This is a genomic window from Pseudomonas sp. NPDC090592 (genome assembly GCF_044769185.1).
In the GTDB taxonomy this organism is placed as follows: Bacteria; Pseudomonadota; Gammaproteobacteria; order Pseudomonadales; family Pseudomonadaceae; genus Aquipseudomonas.
Genome location: NZ_JBIVXJ010000004.1, coordinates 266098 through 285010 on the forward strand (window position 1 = coordinate 266098; position 18913 = coordinate 285010).

Annotated in this window: 14 protein-coding genes; 10 read left to right on the top strand and 4 right to left on the bottom strand. The window is 61.0% G+C overall.

What is annotated here, in order from left to right:
* Positions 1 to 141: 141 nt before the first annotated feature.
* Positions 142 to 1032, bottom strand: a complete 891-nt coding sequence (locus tag ACIQUI_RS05505; RefSeq protein WP_403195682.1) for an alpha/beta fold hydrolase — start codon at positions 1030 to 1032, stop codon at positions 142 to 144.
* Between the two features lie 226 nt (positions 1033 to 1258).
* Between ACIQUI_RS05505 and ACIQUI_RS05510 the strand changes: the two genes are divergently transcribed.
* Positions 1259 to 2500 carry a DUF1835 domain-containing protein gene (locus ACIQUI_RS05510; protein ID WP_403195683.1) on the top strand — a complete coding sequence of 414 codons (1242 nt, stop codon included), beginning with the start codon at positions 1259 to 1261 and terminating at the stop codon, positions 2498 to 2500.
* Between the two features lie 273 nt (positions 2501 to 2773).
* Here the strand turns inward: ACIQUI_RS05510 and ACIQUI_RS05515 are convergent, their stop codons facing one another.
* On the bottom strand, positions 2774 to 4261 hold the full coding sequence (locus tag ACIQUI_RS05515) for a PLP-dependent aminotransferase family protein (RefSeq protein WP_403195686.1): 1488 nt from the start codon (positions 4259 to 4261) through the stop codon (positions 2774 to 2776).
* A 79-nt stretch (positions 4262 to 4340) separates the two neighbouring features.
* Here ACIQUI_RS05515 and ACIQUI_RS05520 point away from each other — a divergent pair, with 79 nt between their 5' ends.
* The 3 genes from ACIQUI_RS05520 (at position 4341) to ACIQUI_RS05530 (ending at position 7842) form a co-directional block, all read left to right on the top strand.
* Positions 4341 to 6029: a M24 family metallopeptidase gene (locus tag ACIQUI_RS05520; protein WP_403195688.1), complete on the top strand. Its 1689-nt coding sequence runs from the start codon at positions 4341 to 4343 to the stop codon at positions 6027 to 6029.
* 115 nt (positions 6030 to 6144) lie between these two features.
* Positions 6145 to 7038 (top strand): LysR substrate-binding domain-containing protein, encoded by an 894-nt coding sequence (locus tag ACIQUI_RS05525; protein WP_403195691.1) that lies wholly within the window; start codon positions 6145 to 6147, stop codon positions 7036 to 7038.
* A gap of 99 nt (positions 7039 to 7137) precedes the next feature.
* Complete coding sequence (locus tag ACIQUI_RS05530) at positions 7138 to 7842, top strand: SDR family oxidoreductase (RefSeq protein WP_403195692.1); 705 nt, start codon at positions 7138 to 7140, stop codon at positions 7840 to 7842.
* A gap of 279 nt (positions 7843 to 8121) precedes the next feature.
* Here the strand turns inward: ACIQUI_RS05530 and ACIQUI_RS05535 are convergent, their stop codons facing one another.
* On the bottom strand, positions 8122 to 8601 hold the full coding sequence (locus ACIQUI_RS05535; protein WP_391134420.1) for a winged helix-turn-helix transcriptional regulator: 480 nt from the start codon (positions 8599 to 8601) through the stop codon (positions 8122 to 8124).
* Between the two features lie 158 nt (positions 8602 to 8759).
* Here ACIQUI_RS05535 and ACIQUI_RS05540 point away from each other — a divergent pair, with 158 nt between their 5' ends.
* The 3 genes from ACIQUI_RS05540 to ACIQUI_RS05550 all read left to right on the top strand — a co-directional run bounded on the left by ACIQUI_RS05540 (position 8760) and on the right by ACIQUI_RS05550 (position 13985).
* Positions 8760 to 10586, top strand: a complete 1827-nt coding sequence (locus ACIQUI_RS05540; RefSeq protein WP_403195695.1) for a tyrosinase family protein — start codon at positions 8760 to 8762, stop codon at positions 10584 to 10586.
* Positions 10583 to 12319 carry a hypothetical protein gene (locus tag ACIQUI_RS05545; protein WP_403195697.1) on the top strand — a complete coding sequence of 579 codons (1737 nt, stop codon included), beginning with the start codon at positions 10583 to 10585 and terminating at the stop codon, positions 12317 to 12319. Before ACIQUI_RS05540 ends, ACIQUI_RS05545 begins: the two co-directional genes overlap by 4 nt.
* Positions 12320 to 12380: 61 nt before the next feature.
* Positions 12381 to 13985 carry a hypothetical protein gene (locus ACIQUI_RS05550; RefSeq protein ID WP_403195700.1) on the top strand — a complete coding sequence of 535 codons (1605 nt, stop codon included), beginning with the start codon at positions 12381 to 12383 and terminating at the stop codon, positions 13983 to 13985.
* A gap of 433 nt (positions 13986 to 14418) precedes the next feature.
* Here the strand turns inward: ACIQUI_RS05550 and ACIQUI_RS05555 are convergent, their stop codons facing one another.
* Complete coding sequence (locus ACIQUI_RS05555; protein ID WP_403195703.1) at positions 14419 to 15306, bottom strand: LysR family transcriptional regulator; 888 nt, start codon at positions 15304 to 15306, stop codon at positions 14419 to 14421.
* A 122-nt stretch (positions 15307 to 15428) separates the two neighbouring features.
* Here ACIQUI_RS05555 and ACIQUI_RS05560 point away from each other — a divergent pair, with 122 nt between their 5' ends.
* The 3 genes from ACIQUI_RS05560 (at position 15429) to ACIQUI_RS05570 (ending at position 18535) form a co-directional block, all read left to right on the top strand.
* Complete coding sequence (locus tag ACIQUI_RS05560; protein ID WP_403195705.1) at positions 15429 to 16277, top strand: nitroreductase family protein; 849 nt, start codon at positions 15429 to 15431, stop codon at positions 16275 to 16277.
* Between the two features lie 1004 nt (positions 16278 to 17281).
* Positions 17282 to 17770, top strand: a complete 489-nt coding sequence (locus ACIQUI_RS05565) for a DUF2199 domain-containing protein (RefSeq protein ID WP_403195707.1) — start codon at positions 17282 to 17284, stop codon at positions 17768 to 17770.
* 177 nt (positions 17771 to 17947) lie between these two features.
* Positions 17948 to 18535, top strand: a complete 588-nt coding sequence (locus ACIQUI_RS05570; protein ID WP_403195710.1) for a hypothetical protein — start codon at positions 17948 to 17950, stop codon at positions 18533 to 18535.
* Positions 18536 to 18913: the final 378 nt, after the last annotated feature.

Sequence of the window (18913 nt, forward strand, 5' to 3'; positions counted from 1 at the left end):
CGGTGGGTGTGCAGCTATCGGAGGTGCCGGCGCAGGCTTGAGGCGCCAGGAGGTGGTTATGGGCGGTAACCGAACAGATGTTGCCAACGGCAGCGCATTGAAGGCATCACCCTCCCGGCCAACAGCGCCGGGCGGGCCACCTCATCGGCCAAGGAAGTCGATGACTGCCGTTGCGAATGCCTGCGGCTGGTCCAGCATGACGAAGTGGAAGCTGCCATCGATACGCTTGAAGCTGGCACCCGGCGCGCTGGCGTAGGCGTTGCGGAAAGTGCCATCAACCCACTCAACCGGAATGCCGAACTGCGTGTCATAGGCATACACAACCTCCAATGGTGCCCGAATGCGGGCGAGTTCCGGGCGCAGGTCGGTGGTCATCAGCTCATAGGTGGCGTTGGCTACCGTGTTGCGGTCCGAGCGCAGCGCCGTTTCGGCCAGTGCCGGCCTGGCCGCCTCGGTCTTGACCAACCGGGCGATGGCGCTGCGCTGCATGGCTTCGGCCTGCTCCGCCGTGGCCGCCAGCGTCGCATCGCGCAAGGCCGCAGCCTGCGGCACGGCCGCTTCGGCGGTGGCAGTGGGGTCGATCAGCAAGGTGTAGAACGGCATCGCGTCCACCACCATCAGCCGCCCTACCTGTTCGGGAAAGCGCGCCCCGAGCATCAACGCAACCTCGCCGCCCAGCGAGTGGCCAATGATGGCCGGCGCTGCAAGGTGCTGGCTGCGGATATAGTCTGCGACCGCCTCGGCCACTGGTGCGGCCACGCGGCCATCCCCCGCAGCCACGGCAGGCGAACCGGCAAAGCCAGCAACCTGCACCAGGTGCAGGCGGTGCTGTTGGCGCAGGGCGCTGGCGAGCCCTGCCCAGACCTCACGGGATGAGGCCAGCCCGGGGATCAGGATGACGTCTGGCCCGGCCCCCTCGACCGTTACCGAAATACGTTTATCCGTAGGGGACGCTGGCTGGCTGGGTGCGGCCAGTGCCGAGGTCAGCGACAGGCTGGTGCCGATTGCCGCAAGCAGCGTACGTAGGCGCATGGTTGGCATTCCTTTGACTTCAACCGAATAGAGCCCGCCACTATAAAGCGCATGGCACCGTACAGGAAAACTATCGTTTGCAAGCGGGTGCCCTGCACCGTTAAAGTCGGGGCCTGGGCGCCGGCTGCGCCTGCGGTCCGCGCGAAGGGGTTGCCCGAGCCTTGTGTCATCACATTTCCATACCAGCTCCCGGCTTGTCGGCGGACCGAGCCCCAAAGGAGTTGGCATGCCCGCCATCAATGCTTCCCGCCACCACGGCCTGCTCGACCTGCCTGCCTTGCGCAAACGCGCCAAGCGCTTGCTGAGCGCACTGAAAAACCACCAAGCCGACGACGCCCGCGAGCAATTGCGCACGCTTGGCCTGCCCGGCCCCGACTACAGGCTTGCCGACACCCAATGGCTGGTGGCCCGCGAGGCTGGCTTTGCCAGCTGGCCAAAGCTCAAGGCCCATGCCGATGCCGTGGCTTTCGCCGCACGCCACCCCGATTTTTGCGCCGATGACGAGGCCGCCGTGCAGCATTGGCGCTGCGGTAACGACATCGCCCACAGCTTGCGCACCGCCGGGTTTACCGGCGCCTTCCAGATGTTCGACGACCCCATGGTCATGGGGCCTGTGCCAGCACTGCCCGAAGACCAGTACTGGCAGGTTCGCAGTGCCTACGTACAACAGGCGTTCAAGCTAAGCACCCCGGACCTTGAACAGCGTCAGGCGGCACAGCGCAGCGCATTGGCCCAGCTGAACCCCGACAGCCAGATTGTGCTGTGGTGCGAGGCCGACGCTTACGACCAACTGTTCCTGGTTCGCGTACTGGCCAGCCTGCCCGCCTTGCCGCGTCGGCTGGAGCTGATCGAAATTGACCAGGTGCCCGGTATCGAGCGCTTCATCGGCATCGGGCAACTGGCACCCGATCTGTTGGCCTGGCTGTGGCCACAACGTCGCACACTGGGTGAGGATGCACTGGCCCTTGCGCGCCAGGCATGGGCGGCCTACACCGCAACGGATCCGCAGGCTTGGGCGAACCTGGCTGGCCGCCAGCACGAGGCCTTGCCGTTGCTGGGCCGTGCATTGGCGCGCCAGCTTCAGGAGTTGCCGGGGGCAAATGATGGCTTGAGCCTTACCGAACGCCTGCTGCTGCGCGTACTGGCGTCACGCGGCGAGCTGGCGGCCGGGCGCGTGTTTGGCCAGTTGATGATGCAGGATGAGCCCCTGCCTTACCTGGGTGACATGATGTTCCATGTGTTGCTGCAGCCCTTGATTCATGGGCCGCAACCGTTGCTGCAGGAGGGCCCGGGGAACGCCTGGGCTCAGCGGTTGCTGCGGTTGACGCCGCTTGCCGAACAGGTGCTTGCCGGCAAGGTGCACTGGCTTGATTGCAACCCTGCGCCGCGTTGGGTTGGCGGGGTGTTGGTGGATGCGGCTGACAGGCCTTGGGTGGTCAGCGAACGAGGTGAGGTGTGGCGGCGCTGATGCTTTCTTAGGCCTGGCACTGGCGCCAGCATCTTCGCGAGCCAGTGTGACAGCGGGTTCGACGTCTCGGCGAACCCGCCCCCACAGAGATCGCATCAGGGCTAACAGGTGCTCGCCACAAGATATGCAGCGCCTGTGAGACCGAGCGCCGCCCGCGCGGCGCATCGCGAGCTGGCGCTGAAGATGCTGTGGCGAGCACCTGGCAACCCTGATGCCATTGCCAGATACCATAGAACCTCCCACAGGATTACCTTCTGGGCGAGCATTTCCTTTTCAGCCCGTGGATATCGCCTTCGCTGCTTGAACCAGGCGCTCGGTAGCCAACCGGATTTCATCTACATCCAGTGAAGCAAACCCCAGGCGCAGGGCATTCTCGGCATGCCCAAACGGCGAGAACTGCCGCCCACTGCGCACGACCAGATCCAGCGCCAGCGCTTGTTCGACCAACTGATCCACATTGATCGCATCACCAAACCGCACCCACAGCGCCAGCCCGCCTTCCGGTTCCTGTACGCTAATCTGCTCGCCGAACCCAGCGCGCAAGCATGCCAACAGGGTCTCCCGGCGCCGACGGTATTCGCGGTTGACCCGGCGCAAATGCTTTTTCAGCTCGCCCTCATTGATCAAGTCCGCCAACATGCGCTGCATCACCGCATCGCCCTGCCCCAGGGTCAGCGTTGCCCTGCGCTCCAGCACGGCAATCACCTCCACCGGTGCCACGATATAGCTGCAACGGAACGTGCTGCCCAAGGGCTTGGACAACGTGCCGATGTAGATCACATGCCGCTGCTGGCGGTCGCTGGCCAAAGGCAGATAGGGCCGCCCGGAGAAGTGATATTCGTAGTCATAGTCTTCCTCGATCAGGCAAAATTCGTGCTGGCGCGCCAGCTCCAGCAACTGCTGCCGGCGCCCGGCCGGCAGGCTGACGGTGGTCGGGAACTGGTGATGAGGGGTGATGTACATCATCCGTACCTTGTGCTGCCGGCAGAGGGCATCGAGCTGATCAACCCGGCACCCTTCATGGTCCAGTTCCACCGTCACCAGCCGGGCACCCAACTGACGGAAAATCTCCCACGCAGGCGGATAGCTCAGCCGCTCGACCAGCACCACATCACCTGGCTTGAGCAACACACTGGCGACGAGGGACAGGGACATCTGCACACCTTGGGTCAGGCACACCTGCTCGGCGCCAATGTTCAGGCTGCGATTGTGCCGCAGCATGTCAGCCAAGGCGGCGCGCAGGTAAAGGCTGCTGCATTCGCTGCCGTGGCGAACGCTGTTGCTGGCAAAACTGCTGCGCAACGCATTGCGGTAATAGCGATGCAGCACGGCCTGCGGCAGCAAGCGGTGGTCACAGGCGCCATTGTCGAAAAACAAGGCGCCCGGGCGGCCTTGCTGTGCGGCAGCCTGTTCGTTCGCCGCAAAGTACGGAACGGCAGGTTCCTCTGGCAGCGCCAGGGCAAAGGACCCCGCGGTATCGGGCTTGGCCAGCGTGCCAGCCGCCAACTGCTGGCTGACAAAGGTGCCCCGGCGCTGCACGCTTTGCAGCCAGCCTTTGGTTTCGGCCTCCTCGTAGGCCAGGATCACCGTCTTGCGGTTGACGTTCAGCTGCTTCGCCATCTCCCGCGTGCCCGGCAACGGCGTGCCAGGGCGCAGGCGCCCTTCGCTGATCGCGGCCACCAGCCCCTCGACGATCTGCCGGTACGAACACTGCGCCCCATCAAGCTTGAGCAACGGCTGCCATTTGCGAAGCTGGACCATATGAATTATCCAAATCTGGAGGTTCTGCTGGTCCTGGACTATAGCAACAATCGAACCTCCCATTGCGCCCGAGGTGTTCATGCAAAGCCGCCACGTCATTGAGTTGTCGCCTTCGGGCAAAACCTTCGAAGCTAGTCAGGATCTGCTGCTCGATGCCATGCTCGCCAGCGGCTTGCCGGTCCCTTTCTCCTGTCGCCGCGGCGCGTGCGGGTCCTGCAAGGTCAAGGTGGTGTCCGGGCTTTACAAGGACAAGCAGCGCGACGAGGACACCCCCGCGCCGTCCTACCCGCTGGCCACTGACGAGATGCTGCTGTGCCAGAGCCACGCCTGCAGCGACATGCGCCTGGAGATCCCCGGCTGGTCCCTCGACGCCCCGACACTGGCATTTCAAGCACAGGTTCACAGCAAGCGAGCACTGAGTGCAGATATCGTCGAGTTGGTGCTACAGCCTGATCAGCCGTTGGAAGTGCGGGCTGGCCAGTACGTGAGGTTCCAGCTGGACAACGGCGACAGCCGCTGTTTCTCCATCGCCAACCTGCCCGCCCAGAACCAGGGGCAACTGGTGTTTCATATCCGCAAGGTCAGCGGTGGGCTGTTCACCGAAGGCCTGCTACTTACCCTGCAGGCAGGTGACACGCTGACGCTTGAGGGGCCGTTGGGCGCATGCACCTGGCAACATGAGGACCAACGCCCACTGGTGCTGCTCGCCACCGGCACGGGCTACGCCGGCATCAAGCCCTTGCTGCTGACTGCCCTGGCCGGCAATACCAGCGTCACGCTGTACTGGGGTGGTTCATCGACGGCAGACTTTTATGATCGCGACTTTCTCGACCAGGCCAGCCGTGCATACCCGCACTTTTGCTGGCACCCGGTTGTTTCAGCCCAGGCACGCGTGCAGCAGGTGGCGCTGGGCCAGGCGCATCAGTGGGCCGACACCCAGGTCTATGCCTGCGGCAACGCCACGATGATCAGCCAGGCCCGCGAACAATGCCTGGCCGCAGGCGTACAACCCCACCGTTTTGTCTCGGAGGCCTTTGTCGCCAGCGGTACGTTGACGCCACAGCCTTCTGCAACCAACACACGGCACCCGGAACTGGAAAAAGTCGGCCCTCGGTATTCGCTGGATGGCATGCTCGCCGCACGCGAGCAGTCGGTACGGTCGGTGGCCGCCATCGCCAGCCAACTGCGTGTCGGCATGACCACCGCCCAAGCACTGGAGATGGCTGCGCAAACCTTGCAGGCCATGGGCGCGTCACACACCTGGCACCCCACCTACATCCGTTTCGGCGACGACACCGTGCGCACACCGCGGCAAGGTATCGACCTGCAACGCGTATTACGTACCACAGATATCGTCGTGGTCGACGTCGGCCCGGTCTGGGATGGCTATGAAGGCGACTATGGCGACACATTCGTGTTCGGCCAGCGCGAGCTGCACCACGCGTGCGTCAAAGCCCTGCACGAGGTATTCGAGGAAACACGCGAGGCCTGGGGCCGCGGCCTGACCGGGCGAGAGCTGTACGACTTCGCCGAGCGCAGCGCCCAGGCCAAAGGCTGGCAACTGGAGCGGAACCTGGCTGGGCACCGCATCGCCGACTTCCCGCATATGCTGTATGGACAGGAAAAACTGGCCGAGGTTGAAATCGTCCCGAGCGAGGTGGTGTGGGTACTGGAAATACAGCTGTGCCACCCTACCGAGCCGGTCGGGGCGTTTTTTGAAGACATCCTGATAGGTGACCCCAGGTCGGCGCAGGCAAGGGCTGCCTGAAGCCCTCGCACACCCATGCGCTGGTCGATCAATGCCGATTTACAGGGTAAGGTTGCAACAGGCAACCTCACCCTTTGCGATCTCCCCCACGCCACCCGATAGAATTTCCATTGCCATGCCCGACGGTTTTCCTGATCTGCCCTCGCTAAACGCGCTGCGTGTGTTTGAAGTGGTCGCTCGCCACTTGAACTTCCGTTTGGCTGCGCAGGAACTGGGCGTGACCCAGGCGGCAGTTGCCCAGCAGATACGCGGGTTGGAAGCGAGCCTGGACCTGCGGCTGTTTGAACGACTACCCCGTGGTTTGGCGTTGACCGATGCCGGTCAGGGTTACAGCGCAAGCATTCGCAGTGCACTGGCGATGATTGACGAGGCCACGCGCCTGCTCAGGCCACAGGCAACTCACCTGACGGTCAGCGTTACTCCTACCTTTGCCTCGAAATGGCTGATTCCCAGGCTCGGCAACTTTGCGCAGATCCACCCCGACATCGATTTGCGCGTGCTGGCAACCGACCGACTGTCTCACTTCAGTACCGATGGCGTGGATATCGCTGTGCGGTATGGCAAGCCCGAGTTCGGCGCGGGCCTGAACAGTGAACTGTTGATGGAGCAACGCATCGTTGCCGTGGCCAGCCCGAGGTTGTTTGAAGGCCGCGAAATTCCCGTCAGCTTCGAGCGGCTTCAGGACTTCGTCATGCTTCACGATGCCCATAACTTCTGGCCTGGGTTTCTTGCAGATGTATTTGCGCAGCATGCGCAACCGACGGCCAGAAACGTGCGCTTCAATCAGACCTCGCTGGCCATTGATGCAGCAATCAACAGTCAGGGCATTGCGTTGGCCAGCCTCGCATTTGTCGGTGAAGACATCGCCGCAGGCCGGCTGATGCAGGTGTTCACCCACCAGCTCAGGCTCGACAAGTCGTTTTACCTGGTCTGGCCGCGCAAGATGAAGCAGGCGCAGTCACTGAGCGTTGTCCTGCACTGGCTCAAGCAACAAGCTATCGATAGTTAATCTACTGTGAAGGTAAAGCTCAGCTGCCTCCCTCGCCACTGGGACTACTGCTAAGGTGAATGCACCCGAGCAATCCGTATCGAGAAACCTGGAGGCAGTATGTCAGTAGAAAAAGTTGCGATTATCACGGCAGGTGGCAGCGGCATGGGTGCCGCGGCAGCGCGCCGCCTGGCCGCTGATGGTTTCAAGGTTGGTATTCTTTCCTCTTCGGGCAAGGGTGAAGCGTTGGCTGCCGAACTTGGCGGGATTGGTGTAACCGGCAGCAACCAGTCGGTTGCAGACCTGCAACGCCTGGTCGACGCCGTGGTGGAAAAGTGGGGCCGCATCGACGTGCTGGTCAATAGCGCCGGCCATGGCCCGCGCGCGCCAATCCTTGAAATCAGCGACGAAGATTGGCACAAGGGCATGGACACTTACCTGCTCAATGTCATTCGCCCGTCTCGCCTGGTGACCCCTTACATGCAGCGCCAGAAGAGCGGCGTGATCATCAACATCTCTACTGCCTGGGCGTTTGAACCCAGCGAGCTGTTCCCCACTTCTGCTGTATTCCGCGCAGGCCTCGCCGCGTTCACCAAGATCTTCGCCGACAATTTTGCCGGGGATAACGTGCGCATCAACAATGTTCTGCCAGGCTGGATCGACAGTTTGCCGGCCACCGAGCAGCGCCGCGACATGGTGCCACTCAAGCGCTATGGCACCAGCGAAGAGATTGCTGCGACCATTGCGTTTCTCGCCAGCGAGGGCGCCGCCTACATCACGGGGCAAAACATCAAGGTCGATGGTGGGTTAACACGCAGCGTCTGATTGTGCGTAGCTGCAATTGCCGTTGAGCCTGGCAGCAACCTGTGTGGGCGCAACTGCCTTGCTCAATTGCCTGAAGCTGGCGCGATTCCCTGTGGGAGCGGGCATGCCCGCGAACACCGGCGCAGCCGGTGCCATGCACCGCGTTGGATTCTTCGCGGGCGCGCCCGCTCCCACAGGGTACGCGGAGTTCCCAGCATCGGTTCTCTACACGACAGCGCAGCCCAATGGGCTGAGTAAGCTCCCACAGGGTTTGCGCCAGCCTCGCAAAATCTGGCCCTCTCACGCATCGGCAACCCGCTGCAATCCGCCCTCCAGCGGCAGCTCATAAGACTTCTTCACCGTACGCACCACCAGCGTGGATGAGTAAGTGCGAATCGGTATATCCCGGTAGGTATCGAGAAACCGGTAGATGTAGTCGGTGTACTCGGTGGCATCACGAAACTTGGCAACCATCACGAAATCGAACTCGCCGGTCATCAGGTAGCAGTCCTGGATCTCCGGGTGGCCGGCCAGGATGTGCTGCATCTTGCGGTCGATGTCGTAGCTGTCACGGTCCAGCTTGACCAGAAAAAACGCGGTCACCTGGATGCCCAGCTTGCGCTCGTCCAGTATCGCGACCTTGGCCTTGATGATGCCGGCGCTCTCCAGCCGCCTGATCCGCCGGTAGCAACTGGTGGAAGACAGCCCGACGCTGTCGCTGAGCAACTCCAGGTTCTGGCTGCAATCCTTTTGCAGCTTTCCCAGAATCTTGAGATCCATGGCGTCTGTCATTTTCCGCGTGTCTTCCTTGAAAAACTGCAATGAATTCGCCGCAAGGGCGGGCCAATTTGCACGATTCCTGCGCGCCGGATCTTTACCATCATCTGAGCTTAGCAGCCCGGCCAGAGATGGCCTTCGGGGCGCATGAGAGGGACCTTATGATCGTTGCCAAACCGACATGGACCGCGGACATCCACGGCCTTTTCACTGCCCCCTACTGGATTCCCGCCGCGCAGCGAGCGGCTGTAGCAGCCTCGTGGGCCGGGTGCATGAACGCCTATTTCGTGTACCTGGACGACCCGGATTCGGTCAGGACCTGGTCAAAAACCATCTACCAGCACCTGGCCTCGCGCAACATGCCGCTGACCCTGGACCAGCAGCAGTTCTGGCCGATCGATGCGCTGGAAACCTTCAGGTTGTGGGTCAACCAAGGCTGGCGTCTCGATGCCGGTTCGCCCTTTGACCCGGCCGAGCGCATCCCGCCACCGGACCTGCCCCAACAAGTCAAGCGGGTAAGACAAGACATCCGTGCCCTGAGGCTTGAGGAGCTGAACCTCTACCGCGCCCGCCTGGATGACGTGATGCAGGTGGGCGACCCCGACAGCGGTTCGCCCTGGCAGCGCTATGCCTACATCCACACCAACTGGTGCCTGCATTATCAGGAGGCATTTGCCCTCTGGCACCGGGCCTACCTGCTGTACCTGGAAGAACTGATCGACTGCGCCATTCCCTACTGGGACTGGATGGCCGAAAACGCCAGCGTTGACGGCAGCCCGCAGGCCGGCCTGCCCCAGGCGTTCCTGGATGAAACCTATGTGCACCCGCACTCAGGCGAAATCCGTCCCAACCCCTTGCGCTACGCGGCCGCCAAAGACGGCTGCTCCAAAGTGTGCGCCAGTGGCGCGGGCAACGGGGTGGACTGCCGGTATGTGCAGCGTGACCCGCTGTTCTACACCCATGGCGACGAATCGCGCTTTGAACGCACGCGCCTTTACGGCATGAGCCAGATTTTCCAGCAGCAGGTGGTCGATGCCCTGAAGTTCACCACCTTCAGCCAGCCACAGGGTGTGCCTGGTTATCCGTGGGCCAACATCCCGGTATTCGACCCACCCCAGCAAGACAACCTGTACCCCAACCGCGCCCTCAACTTCGATGGCCTGTACGAGCAACCTCACGACAACTATCACGGCTGGATCGGCGGCGACATGGCCGACAACGCCTACACCGCGTTCGACCCGGTGTTCTGCTCCTACCACGCCAACATCGACCGTATGCTCGAGGTGTGGATCAGGGCCCACCCCGGGGCGCAATACACCACACAGTGCCTGCTGCAGCCGTTCGCCGGCCGTGACGCCACGCAGCTCACCTTCACCAGCGCCGACGCCTGGCGCTACACCACCTTGGGCGACATGGCCCAGGACAGCCGGCACATCGGCTACGACTACGGCGTGCCGGTGGCCCCGCAGTTTGGCGCCGCCAAGGCCAGCAGCGCTGCTTGCTGCAAGCACAGCGCCAAAGCCGAGCCTGTCGCAGAAAACGCCACCGGGCCTGGGCCTTGGGTGGTGTTCGACCATGTGCGTTGCACCCATGACACCTACCTGATCGACGTCTTTCTCAACCAGCCCGACGCCACTGCGCAGCACGTGAGCGCCGACAACCCCCACTACGTGGGGCGCTTCAGCCGTATCGGCATGGGGCTGGTGGACGACAAGGGCCGCTGCATCACCCACGGCGTGTCCCGCGCACTGAATGCAGCACGCAATGCAGGCGCACTTGGCCTGGCACCCGACGATGCCGTGCAGTTGTCGCTGGTGGTGACCCACCTCGACAGTGGCCGCCAGCTCACGCCCGACGCGTACACCACCCTGCCCGGTTTCACCGCCCAACTGGTGTGGAACGACCCACGCCAGACCCTCGCCGGCCCGCCCCCGGTCGCCGGCTGCTGCTCCACCTCCACCCCTCGCACACCAGGAGAACCGACATGAGCACGCCCTTCAAGCAGTTCACCTCGCCCGCTGGCCAAGCCCCCAAGGACTACAACAAGCTGGGCCTGGAAGACCAGTTGCCACAGTTTGAAACCGACTGGAACAACGACCTCACCGGCTGGACCGAGTCGTCCATCATTGGCAACCCCTGGTCTGGCCTGTACGACGCCCCGCGCTCGGGTTACTACAACCCGCTGGTGGAAGGTTTCGGTGATGTGACCGCCCCTGCAATCACCTGGGCGCCCTTCCCCAACCGGCTCTGGACGTTCTTCTACAACAACGGTGCGGCGGTCATCCCCCAACTGGGCAACAAGGCCATGACCCTGGACCAGGTGATGGAGTTGACCGACCACGGCCAGATCACCATCAACGACACGCTGTACACGCTTTACGACCCCGAGCAGAAAGGCACCTTGCTGCAACTGCCTGCCAAACGCTGCCCGAGCATCGACTGGAACGGCAAGTACACGGCGTTCTCGCCTTCCGGCCCACGAGGCTGGCTTGACGAGTACTGTGAGTGGTCCATCGTGCGCGATACCAACGGCAACATGCGCAAGATTACCTTCACCTGCGAAAACCCCGCGTATTTCCTGGCCATGTGGCGTATCGACCCGAACGCGGTACTGGGCCTGTACCGCGACTACATCGATGCGAACGTGCAGCTCGAAGACCTGTACCTGCGCTATACCGTCGACTGCCCGACCGGCAAGGCCGGCGACCCGGTCATGGACCCCACCACTGGCAAGCCGGCCTATGACACGGTCAACAAATGGAACGCCGGCACGGCCTGTGTGCCCGGCCAGTACGGTGGCGCGATGCACCTGACCTCCGGTCCCAACACCCTCAGCGCCGAAGTGTACCTGGCCGCTGCGGCCACCATCCTGCGCCCGGTGGGCAGCAGCCAGAATGCCCAGTCGCTGATCTGCTGTGCGCAGTATGGGCAGAACTACCGCAACTCCGACCCGCACATCGGCTTCATGGCCAACTCCACGGCGGTGAACAACCGGTTGTCGCTGACCAACCCCATTGGCCTGTACCTGCAACAACCTACTGACTTCAGCGGCTGGAAAGGCCCGCAAGGCCAGGACGTGAGCCAGTACTGGCGCATCACCCGCGGCACTGCCAAGTCGGCCGCCAATGGCTCCGACCAGATCCTGCAGGCGGTGTTCGAGGTGCCGGAAAGCGCCGGTTTCTCGATCAATGACATCACCATCAACAACCAACCCGTCAACTATGTGTGGGTCATCGCCCAGCAATTGCTGGTGGGCCTGAGCGTCACCGTCAAGCCGCTGACCGCCGAGCCTGCGTCCTTCCCGTGCGTGCAGAGCCGGGTGAACGGCCTGCAACCCTGGCCGGTGCAACTGCTGCCGCTGGACCTGTTCTACGGCCAGTCCCCCACCGACCTGCCCGCGTGGCTTGCGCCCGGCAGCAGCAACCCGTTCGTGCTGGTGGTGCAAGGCGCCTCGGCGGACACCACGGCGCAGAATGCAAGGGTGCAATTCTCCAACCCTGGGGTTACGGCGCAGGTTACCGAGTACCTGCCCGACGCCTCGGCCATTCCCGGCCAGACCAACTCTGGCGGCACCCAGGCCTACATTCTGAGCATCACGGTCAGCCCCACCGCAGCACCTGGCCTGGTGACCGTGCGTGCACTCAACCCGGGCGAAGACGCGAACGTAAGCGCAGCCGACCACCCTTGGGAATCCGGCCTGGCGCTGGTGCCCGGCGCCTGAACCGCGCCCCTTCAACGCCGCACCTTCGGGTGCGGCTTCACCCCGTGCAAGGAGCGCAATGATGGCCAGGTTACGCTTGAGTGTTCTCTCGCTGCTGAGCGGCGTGCTGCTGTGCCTGTCGACGCTGCAACCGGCCGTTGCGGCCACGACTTCGGACGCTGATGCCTGTGTACAGCAGCAATTGGTGTTCAACCCGGCCAGCGGTGGGTTCCTGCCGGTCAACAACTTCAATGCCACCAGCCAGGCATTCATGAACTGCTTTGGCTGGCAGTTGTTCATCGCCTTGAACTGGCCTGTGAACCCCGGCTGGCCGGCCACCGCCAGCCTGGCGGGCGAGCCCGACATGAACAGCACCCTGGCGCAGTTCGGCGTGCCCTCCGCGCCCGGCCAGCCCATGAGCGTGGCGCCGGTGTGGGCCAGCTACAAGGACGCCAACGACATTTTCCTGCCCGGCGCGCCCACGCCCAGCGGCTGGGGCGTGCAAACCCTGGTGCCGTCCGGTTGCAGCACCCAGGGCAGCCTGAAGGCATTCAAGGTGGGCGCACGCAAATTCATGAATGCCACCTCGGAAGGCGCGATCAATGCCTTGCACGGTTTTCACCTGTCCACCGGGACGCTCGCTGCCCTGCCCGACTCGGTCATGGAAGCGTCCGGCGGCTGGCTGACGGACCAGGCAGGCAACCTGGTGTTCTTTGAGCGCAAGGTGGGCAAAGCCGAGTTCGACTATATCGTCGACAACGGGCTTTACGACGCCGCGAACCAGTTGAAAGTGGCGCAAAACCAGGACGGCACGACACCGCAGGGGCTGTCGCTGCCCATTGGTGAACCGATGCGCTCACTGCCGCCAAACCCGGTACCGCAGGAGCAACTGGGCGCGATCGAGCTCAAGGCTGCCTGGCGGGTGCTGACCGGCAAACCCGAACTGTTCGGGCGTTACCTCACCACCGTCGCCTGGCTGAAACGCCCCGACACGCTGGAGTGCACCCAGGAAGTGGTGGGCCTGGTGGGCCTGCACATCATCAACAAGACCCAGGCCTCGCCCAACTTCATCTGGACCACCTTCGAACAGGTGGACAACGTGCCCGAGCCGGACCAGGTGCCGGCACAACAAACCCCACCGAACGGCTTCGCCTTCAACAACCCCGACTGCGGCACCGGCCCCGAGTGCAAACCGAATGTGGCGCGTATCCAGTGCAAGCAACACAACCCTGACAGGGACTGCACCGACCTCTTCCCCCGCAACCAGCCGGTACAGACTACCCGTGAACACCCCGTGCCCAATGACCTGCAAGCCCTCAACAGCGCGGTGCAAGCCAACTTCGCGCAGCACAGCCAGGGGCAATCGGTGTTCCAGTACTACAAGCTGATCAACGTGCTGTGGACCCTCGCCCCCAACCCGCCCAGCCCGGAACCTGGCTTCAATGCAACAGTCCCGCTGTCGTATGGGCCGTTTATCAGCCAGGGCAATGTGCCGGTGGCCAACACCACCATGGAGACTTATGTGCAGGGGGATGGCTGCAACCAGTGTCATCAGTACGCGACGATTGCGGGTAGTCCATCATTGGCTTCGGACTTCTCGTTCCTGTTCAACGGGGCCAGTTCGGCTAGCAAGAAAAGCTTGATCAAACGGGTGAAGGCGTTTGAAACGCTCAAGGATCGGCCTTGAGCCAGCCGCGCATGTCGGGGCTGCGGCGCAGCCCCGACGATCGTGAACTCAAAGATCTCAGCTGACTCGCCTGCGCTGTCGCGCAGAGAACTGATGCCGGGCGCACCGCGTACCCTGTGGGAGCGGGCGCGCCCGCGAAGAATCCAACGCGGTGCAAGGCACCGGCTGCGCCGGTGTTCGCGGGCAAGCCCGCTCCCACAGAGTGCGCGTCGTGCTCACGAACCCAGTAGTTTTTCAGTGTCTGCTATAGGTTCAAAACGCCGGTCGTTAATGACTGCTTTCGACCCAAAGGCGGCACTCATTCCCGGTCGCTACCTAGGGTCTGTGTGAAAAGTCTTGAGACGAAGGTCAGGCTGTTTTCAACGCAGCATCACCGAGTATCAAGGCTTTTCACACAGAGCCTAACAGCGCGATCCGTCACCAATCGCACCGGTTATTCGGCTAGCCGCTCGACAATCCAGTCTACGAATACGCGAACACGCGCATTCAACTGCTTGTTTGACGGGTAAATCACTGAAATGGGCATCGTAGCGCAGGTGTGCTTTTCAAGGATGGGTACGAGTACGCCGGATTCAAACAGCCGCGCTGCCACAGATGCGAACGTCTGTCCGATTCCCGTTCCATTCATGATCATATTGATATGGCTGGCACTGTCGTTCGTGGCAACGTCGAATCGGGATATGAGGTGCTCTGCACCTCGCTTGCGAAACCGCAAAGGCCAGACCTCACCGTTCGATGCGCTGAAATAGCCCACGATCTGGTGATGCTCCAGATCAGCCGGGGTTGATGGCGTGCCGTGCTGCATCAAGTACTCGGGGCTTGCACAGGTGACCAGTCTGTCGGTGAAAAGCCTCTTCGCAACCAACGAAGAATCCGCTAACTGCCCAGCCCGGATTACGCAATCGACGCCCTCCTCGATCAGATTGACAGGGCGGTCGCTGACCCCCAGTGCGACCTGAATGTGGGGATGCCGCGCCCTGAACTCCTTGAGCACCGGTATCAAAAGCAACTGTGCCAGTGAAGAGTGAAGGTCTATGCGTAGTCTGCCACGTGAGGCGGCGCCCATGTCTCTTAGCTCAGCCTCGGCCTCGTCAAGCCGCGCAACCAACTGCGTGACCTTGCGGTAATACTCACTGCCCTCAGTGGTGAGCGCAATCGTCCGAGTCGTTCTCTGAAGAAGTTTGGTACCTAGGTGCTCTTCGAGTTCCTGTAATGCCTTGCTGACAGATGAGCGAGGCATACCGAGGTGAGTAGCCGCCTTGGTAAACGACCGGGTCTCAACTATCCGTTGAAAAGTGCGAATTGCTTTCAGATGATCCATCCAGCGATTTTAGCCAGGCATCACCCATTGTCCACAGCTGTGGATTGTGTAGTCGTTTTTTGATGGCTTATCTTTGTCCCTCGCAACGTTAGTCTTTGGTCAACATTTCCAGGAGACCGCAGATGACTGACCTTACGAGTGCACAATCCCACCTCCTTCAACAGCGATATGGCAGCCAGGTGAAGCCTGAGAAAGTCATCATGACCCCAGTGGTCGAGGCGATGCTTCGCCACAAGTCGGTCCGGACATTCCTGCCGGATGCGCTGCCTGAAGGGGCTATTGAGACGATGGTCGCTGCGGCACAATCGGCATCCACTTCTTCGGCTCTAAACCAATGGAGCCTGGTCGCCGTCACCGATGTGGCCTTGAAGAACGAGATTCACGACACCGTCGCACGTGAAGTAAAAGTTGATAGCCTTCCATGGATCCTGGAAGCTCCCGCACTCCTGCTCTGGGTAGCAGATACCTCCCGCTCGGCAGCGATTACCCGCGACCAAGGTGGCGATCCATTCGTCCTGAATTACCTGGACTCGTTTCTGATGGCATCGGTGGACGCGACATTGGCAGCTCAAAATGCTTCTCTTGCCGCTGAGTCGATAGGCTTGGGAATCGTATACCTGGGAGTGATGCGCAATATAGCCAAGGAGCTGGCCAGCCTCATCAACCTCCCGGAGCATGCTTTCGTCACCTTCGGTATGGCGCTGGGACATCCAGACCCAAACCGTGCAAGTGCCATCCGCCCTCGGCCAGCTCAGCCAGTGGTGCTGCACTACAACCGCTACAATCAGGATGGCTACCGAGACTACGTACAGGGCTATGAACAAGCCTGCCGGGTTTTCCGCAGCCAACAGAAAATGTCGCCCAAAACCTGGAAAACTGCCCTGCACAATTCCATGACGAGCATGGAGTACATGGGCGGGCGTAAAGATTTGCGTGAAACGGTAACGGAGAACGGGTTCAAGCTGCTCTAGGAAAGCGCCAACCACCACTGCTGGCCTATCGCGGCCCTTGGTGAATGGCTGCTTCGGGTTGCAAGCCGCCGCTCGCCATTGACCGCTAACGACCCGCAGCAGCCGGGGCGCAGAACAGCAATCTCTGTGGGAGCGGGCGCGTCGAGGCGTCGAACCGCCGCGAAGAATCCAACGCGGAGCCTGGCACCGGCTGCGCCGGTGTTCGCGGGCACGCCCGCTCCCACAGAGTACGCACCGTGCTCACGAACCCCGTAATTTTTCAGTGTCTGCTAAGGGTCGACAGCAGCCATCTCCGACTGGCCGCCAAGGACCCAGTGCGACCTTTGCCGGAGGGTAGCTAGCGGCCAAAAGCAGACGCCTAGGCACGAAAGTGCTTAACTAGTAACCCAGAAAGCACTGCTGATAAATTTCACAATAATCAGGTGCATCAGTTAATGCGTATCCAGGATCATAAATTAGCATGGCGCTGGATCGACCCAGCGTATGCCGTGTTGCCACAAGAAATCCTTGCGCAAATGCAAGTAGTGCTGCCCGATGAGGCGAGAGAGTTGCACAAGCGAACGCTAAATTTTTTGGACAATCACTGCTTGAGCACCGAGCTACGTCCTGAAGTATTCAACGCAGAAGTGGCTGGGCCAGAGAGGTGCTCCAATTGGCTGAAACAGCTCCAGCCACACGTAGAGCAGCCGGTATCACTTTCTTGGGAGGCCGAGACAGCCTTGCGCACAACATGGGAGGTGTTCGCCTCCTTCTGGCCGGAGTTCTGCTATCCATCTTCGGATGATCTAGTTGTATTTCCAGGATCAGAGGAATGGGTACTACGATATAATCATGACCAAAAATTTCAATTTGGTAGACGGTCAACCAAGGCTTAGGATGTTGGCACTGATGCGATTCTGATTCGGACGACTGACTCTTTCGTTGATATCGCACTCCCAGGGAAGCGTTATACTGGTGCCGCGTCGGCATCACCAAGCCCGATAGATGCAACAGGAGCTTTTAAGATGATCTGCAATGAATGCGGACAGGAACACGCCAGCGATGACATTGAGCTTGTTTTCCTACACCCAGACTTGGTAGCAGCCCTCCCTACTGAGATCAGGGCTGCTGAAGTCCAAGAGAGTAGCGACTTGTGCATTCTCAGTGCCGAACGATTCTTTATCCGGGCAACGCTACCTCTTCCTGTATTGCAGCGTGATGAGCCCTATAGCGTTGGGGTATGGGTCGAACTCATGCAACCGGATTTTGAACGTGTCTATGAGCTGTGGGATGACCCCGATCAGTCCTCTGAACCACCGTTTGCCGTATCCCTTGCCAACGCCATACCGACTTTTGGTGACACCAACGGCCTTCATGCTCAATTGCGGCTGACAGGTCCGACTACCAGGCCTCAGGTAGTCCTGATCCCAAGCGATCATGCACTGGCAGTTGAGCAGACCTTCGGGATCTCGATTCATAGAGCACATGAGTACAGTGGCCTGGCAAGCGGATGACTACCAAATGACTACAGCGTTACGGCGTTTACAGCAGCACCCACTGAGCGACCAGCAACATTCGCCTGCCGAACGTGGTGGTCAGCTACGAGTCGGGAGGGAAGTACAGGTAGTTGTCAGTAGTCGTCAGGATCGTGAAAATGCCATCAACTTTTACCCCCGATCAAAGGACTGACCATGTTTTTGCGCACCGCCATTGCTCTCGTGGCCGCACTTCTCAGCGCCTGCGGCAATATCCAGCACAATACGACAGAGGCCAGGCAGCACATCAAGGAAGACCTCAAGCTGGCCGAGATTACCGACACATCGTTCACGAGTTTTTGCTGGATGCGCATCGGCGGACCAGCGGGCTGCCACGCCACACCAGGTATCAGCGTCCTCACGCCGGATAGTCTTCTTCTGGTCGACTACGAATGGGGGAAATACGTCAAGAAGGACATTATCAAACCGGAAAATGTGAGGTGCATTCATGAGGGAAACAGTGAGATTTTCTACGTCTTCACCGATCAAGTGGCCGTGCAGGTCATGCCATTGACCGACGTACCTGGATCCCCCATGGTGAACAATGCCAGGTATCGGGAAGAGGCGATCAAAATGCTGCTGAGTAATGGCCAGCCCTACGTGACACGTGAGGTCGCGCCTATGATCGTAGCGTCGGGCGTCAAGTTTTACACGACTATGCCAAGCGGAACGGCGGGCATGAATGTCGGCCAGATCATAAGCCCGTGCCCAGGCGCTCACCTATCCAAGACCTCACTGAACTGAGAGTTGCGGTGCGGATATCGTTGGCGCCGATTGACCCGACCAAGCTAGAGACCGCCCAAGCAATGCTGTCAGTGCCTGACCCTGCATGATCATCACCAGAGTGCAGGCCTGCGCTCTATCTGTGGGAGCCGGGCTTGCCGGCGATGGGCCGCAAAGCGATCCCAGATACAAATGTCCGCCATGGATCGGAAGCAGTCATTAACGACCGGCGCTTTCAACCCATAGCAGACACTGAAAAATTACTGGGTTCGTGAGCACGACGCGCACTCTGTGGGAGCGGGCTTGAACTGGCCTAATGATTTTGGACACCTTCATCGGGCGCTATGATGGCGCCCAATTGGAGGCAAAATCAGTGCGTAAATCTTATTCAAGAGAATA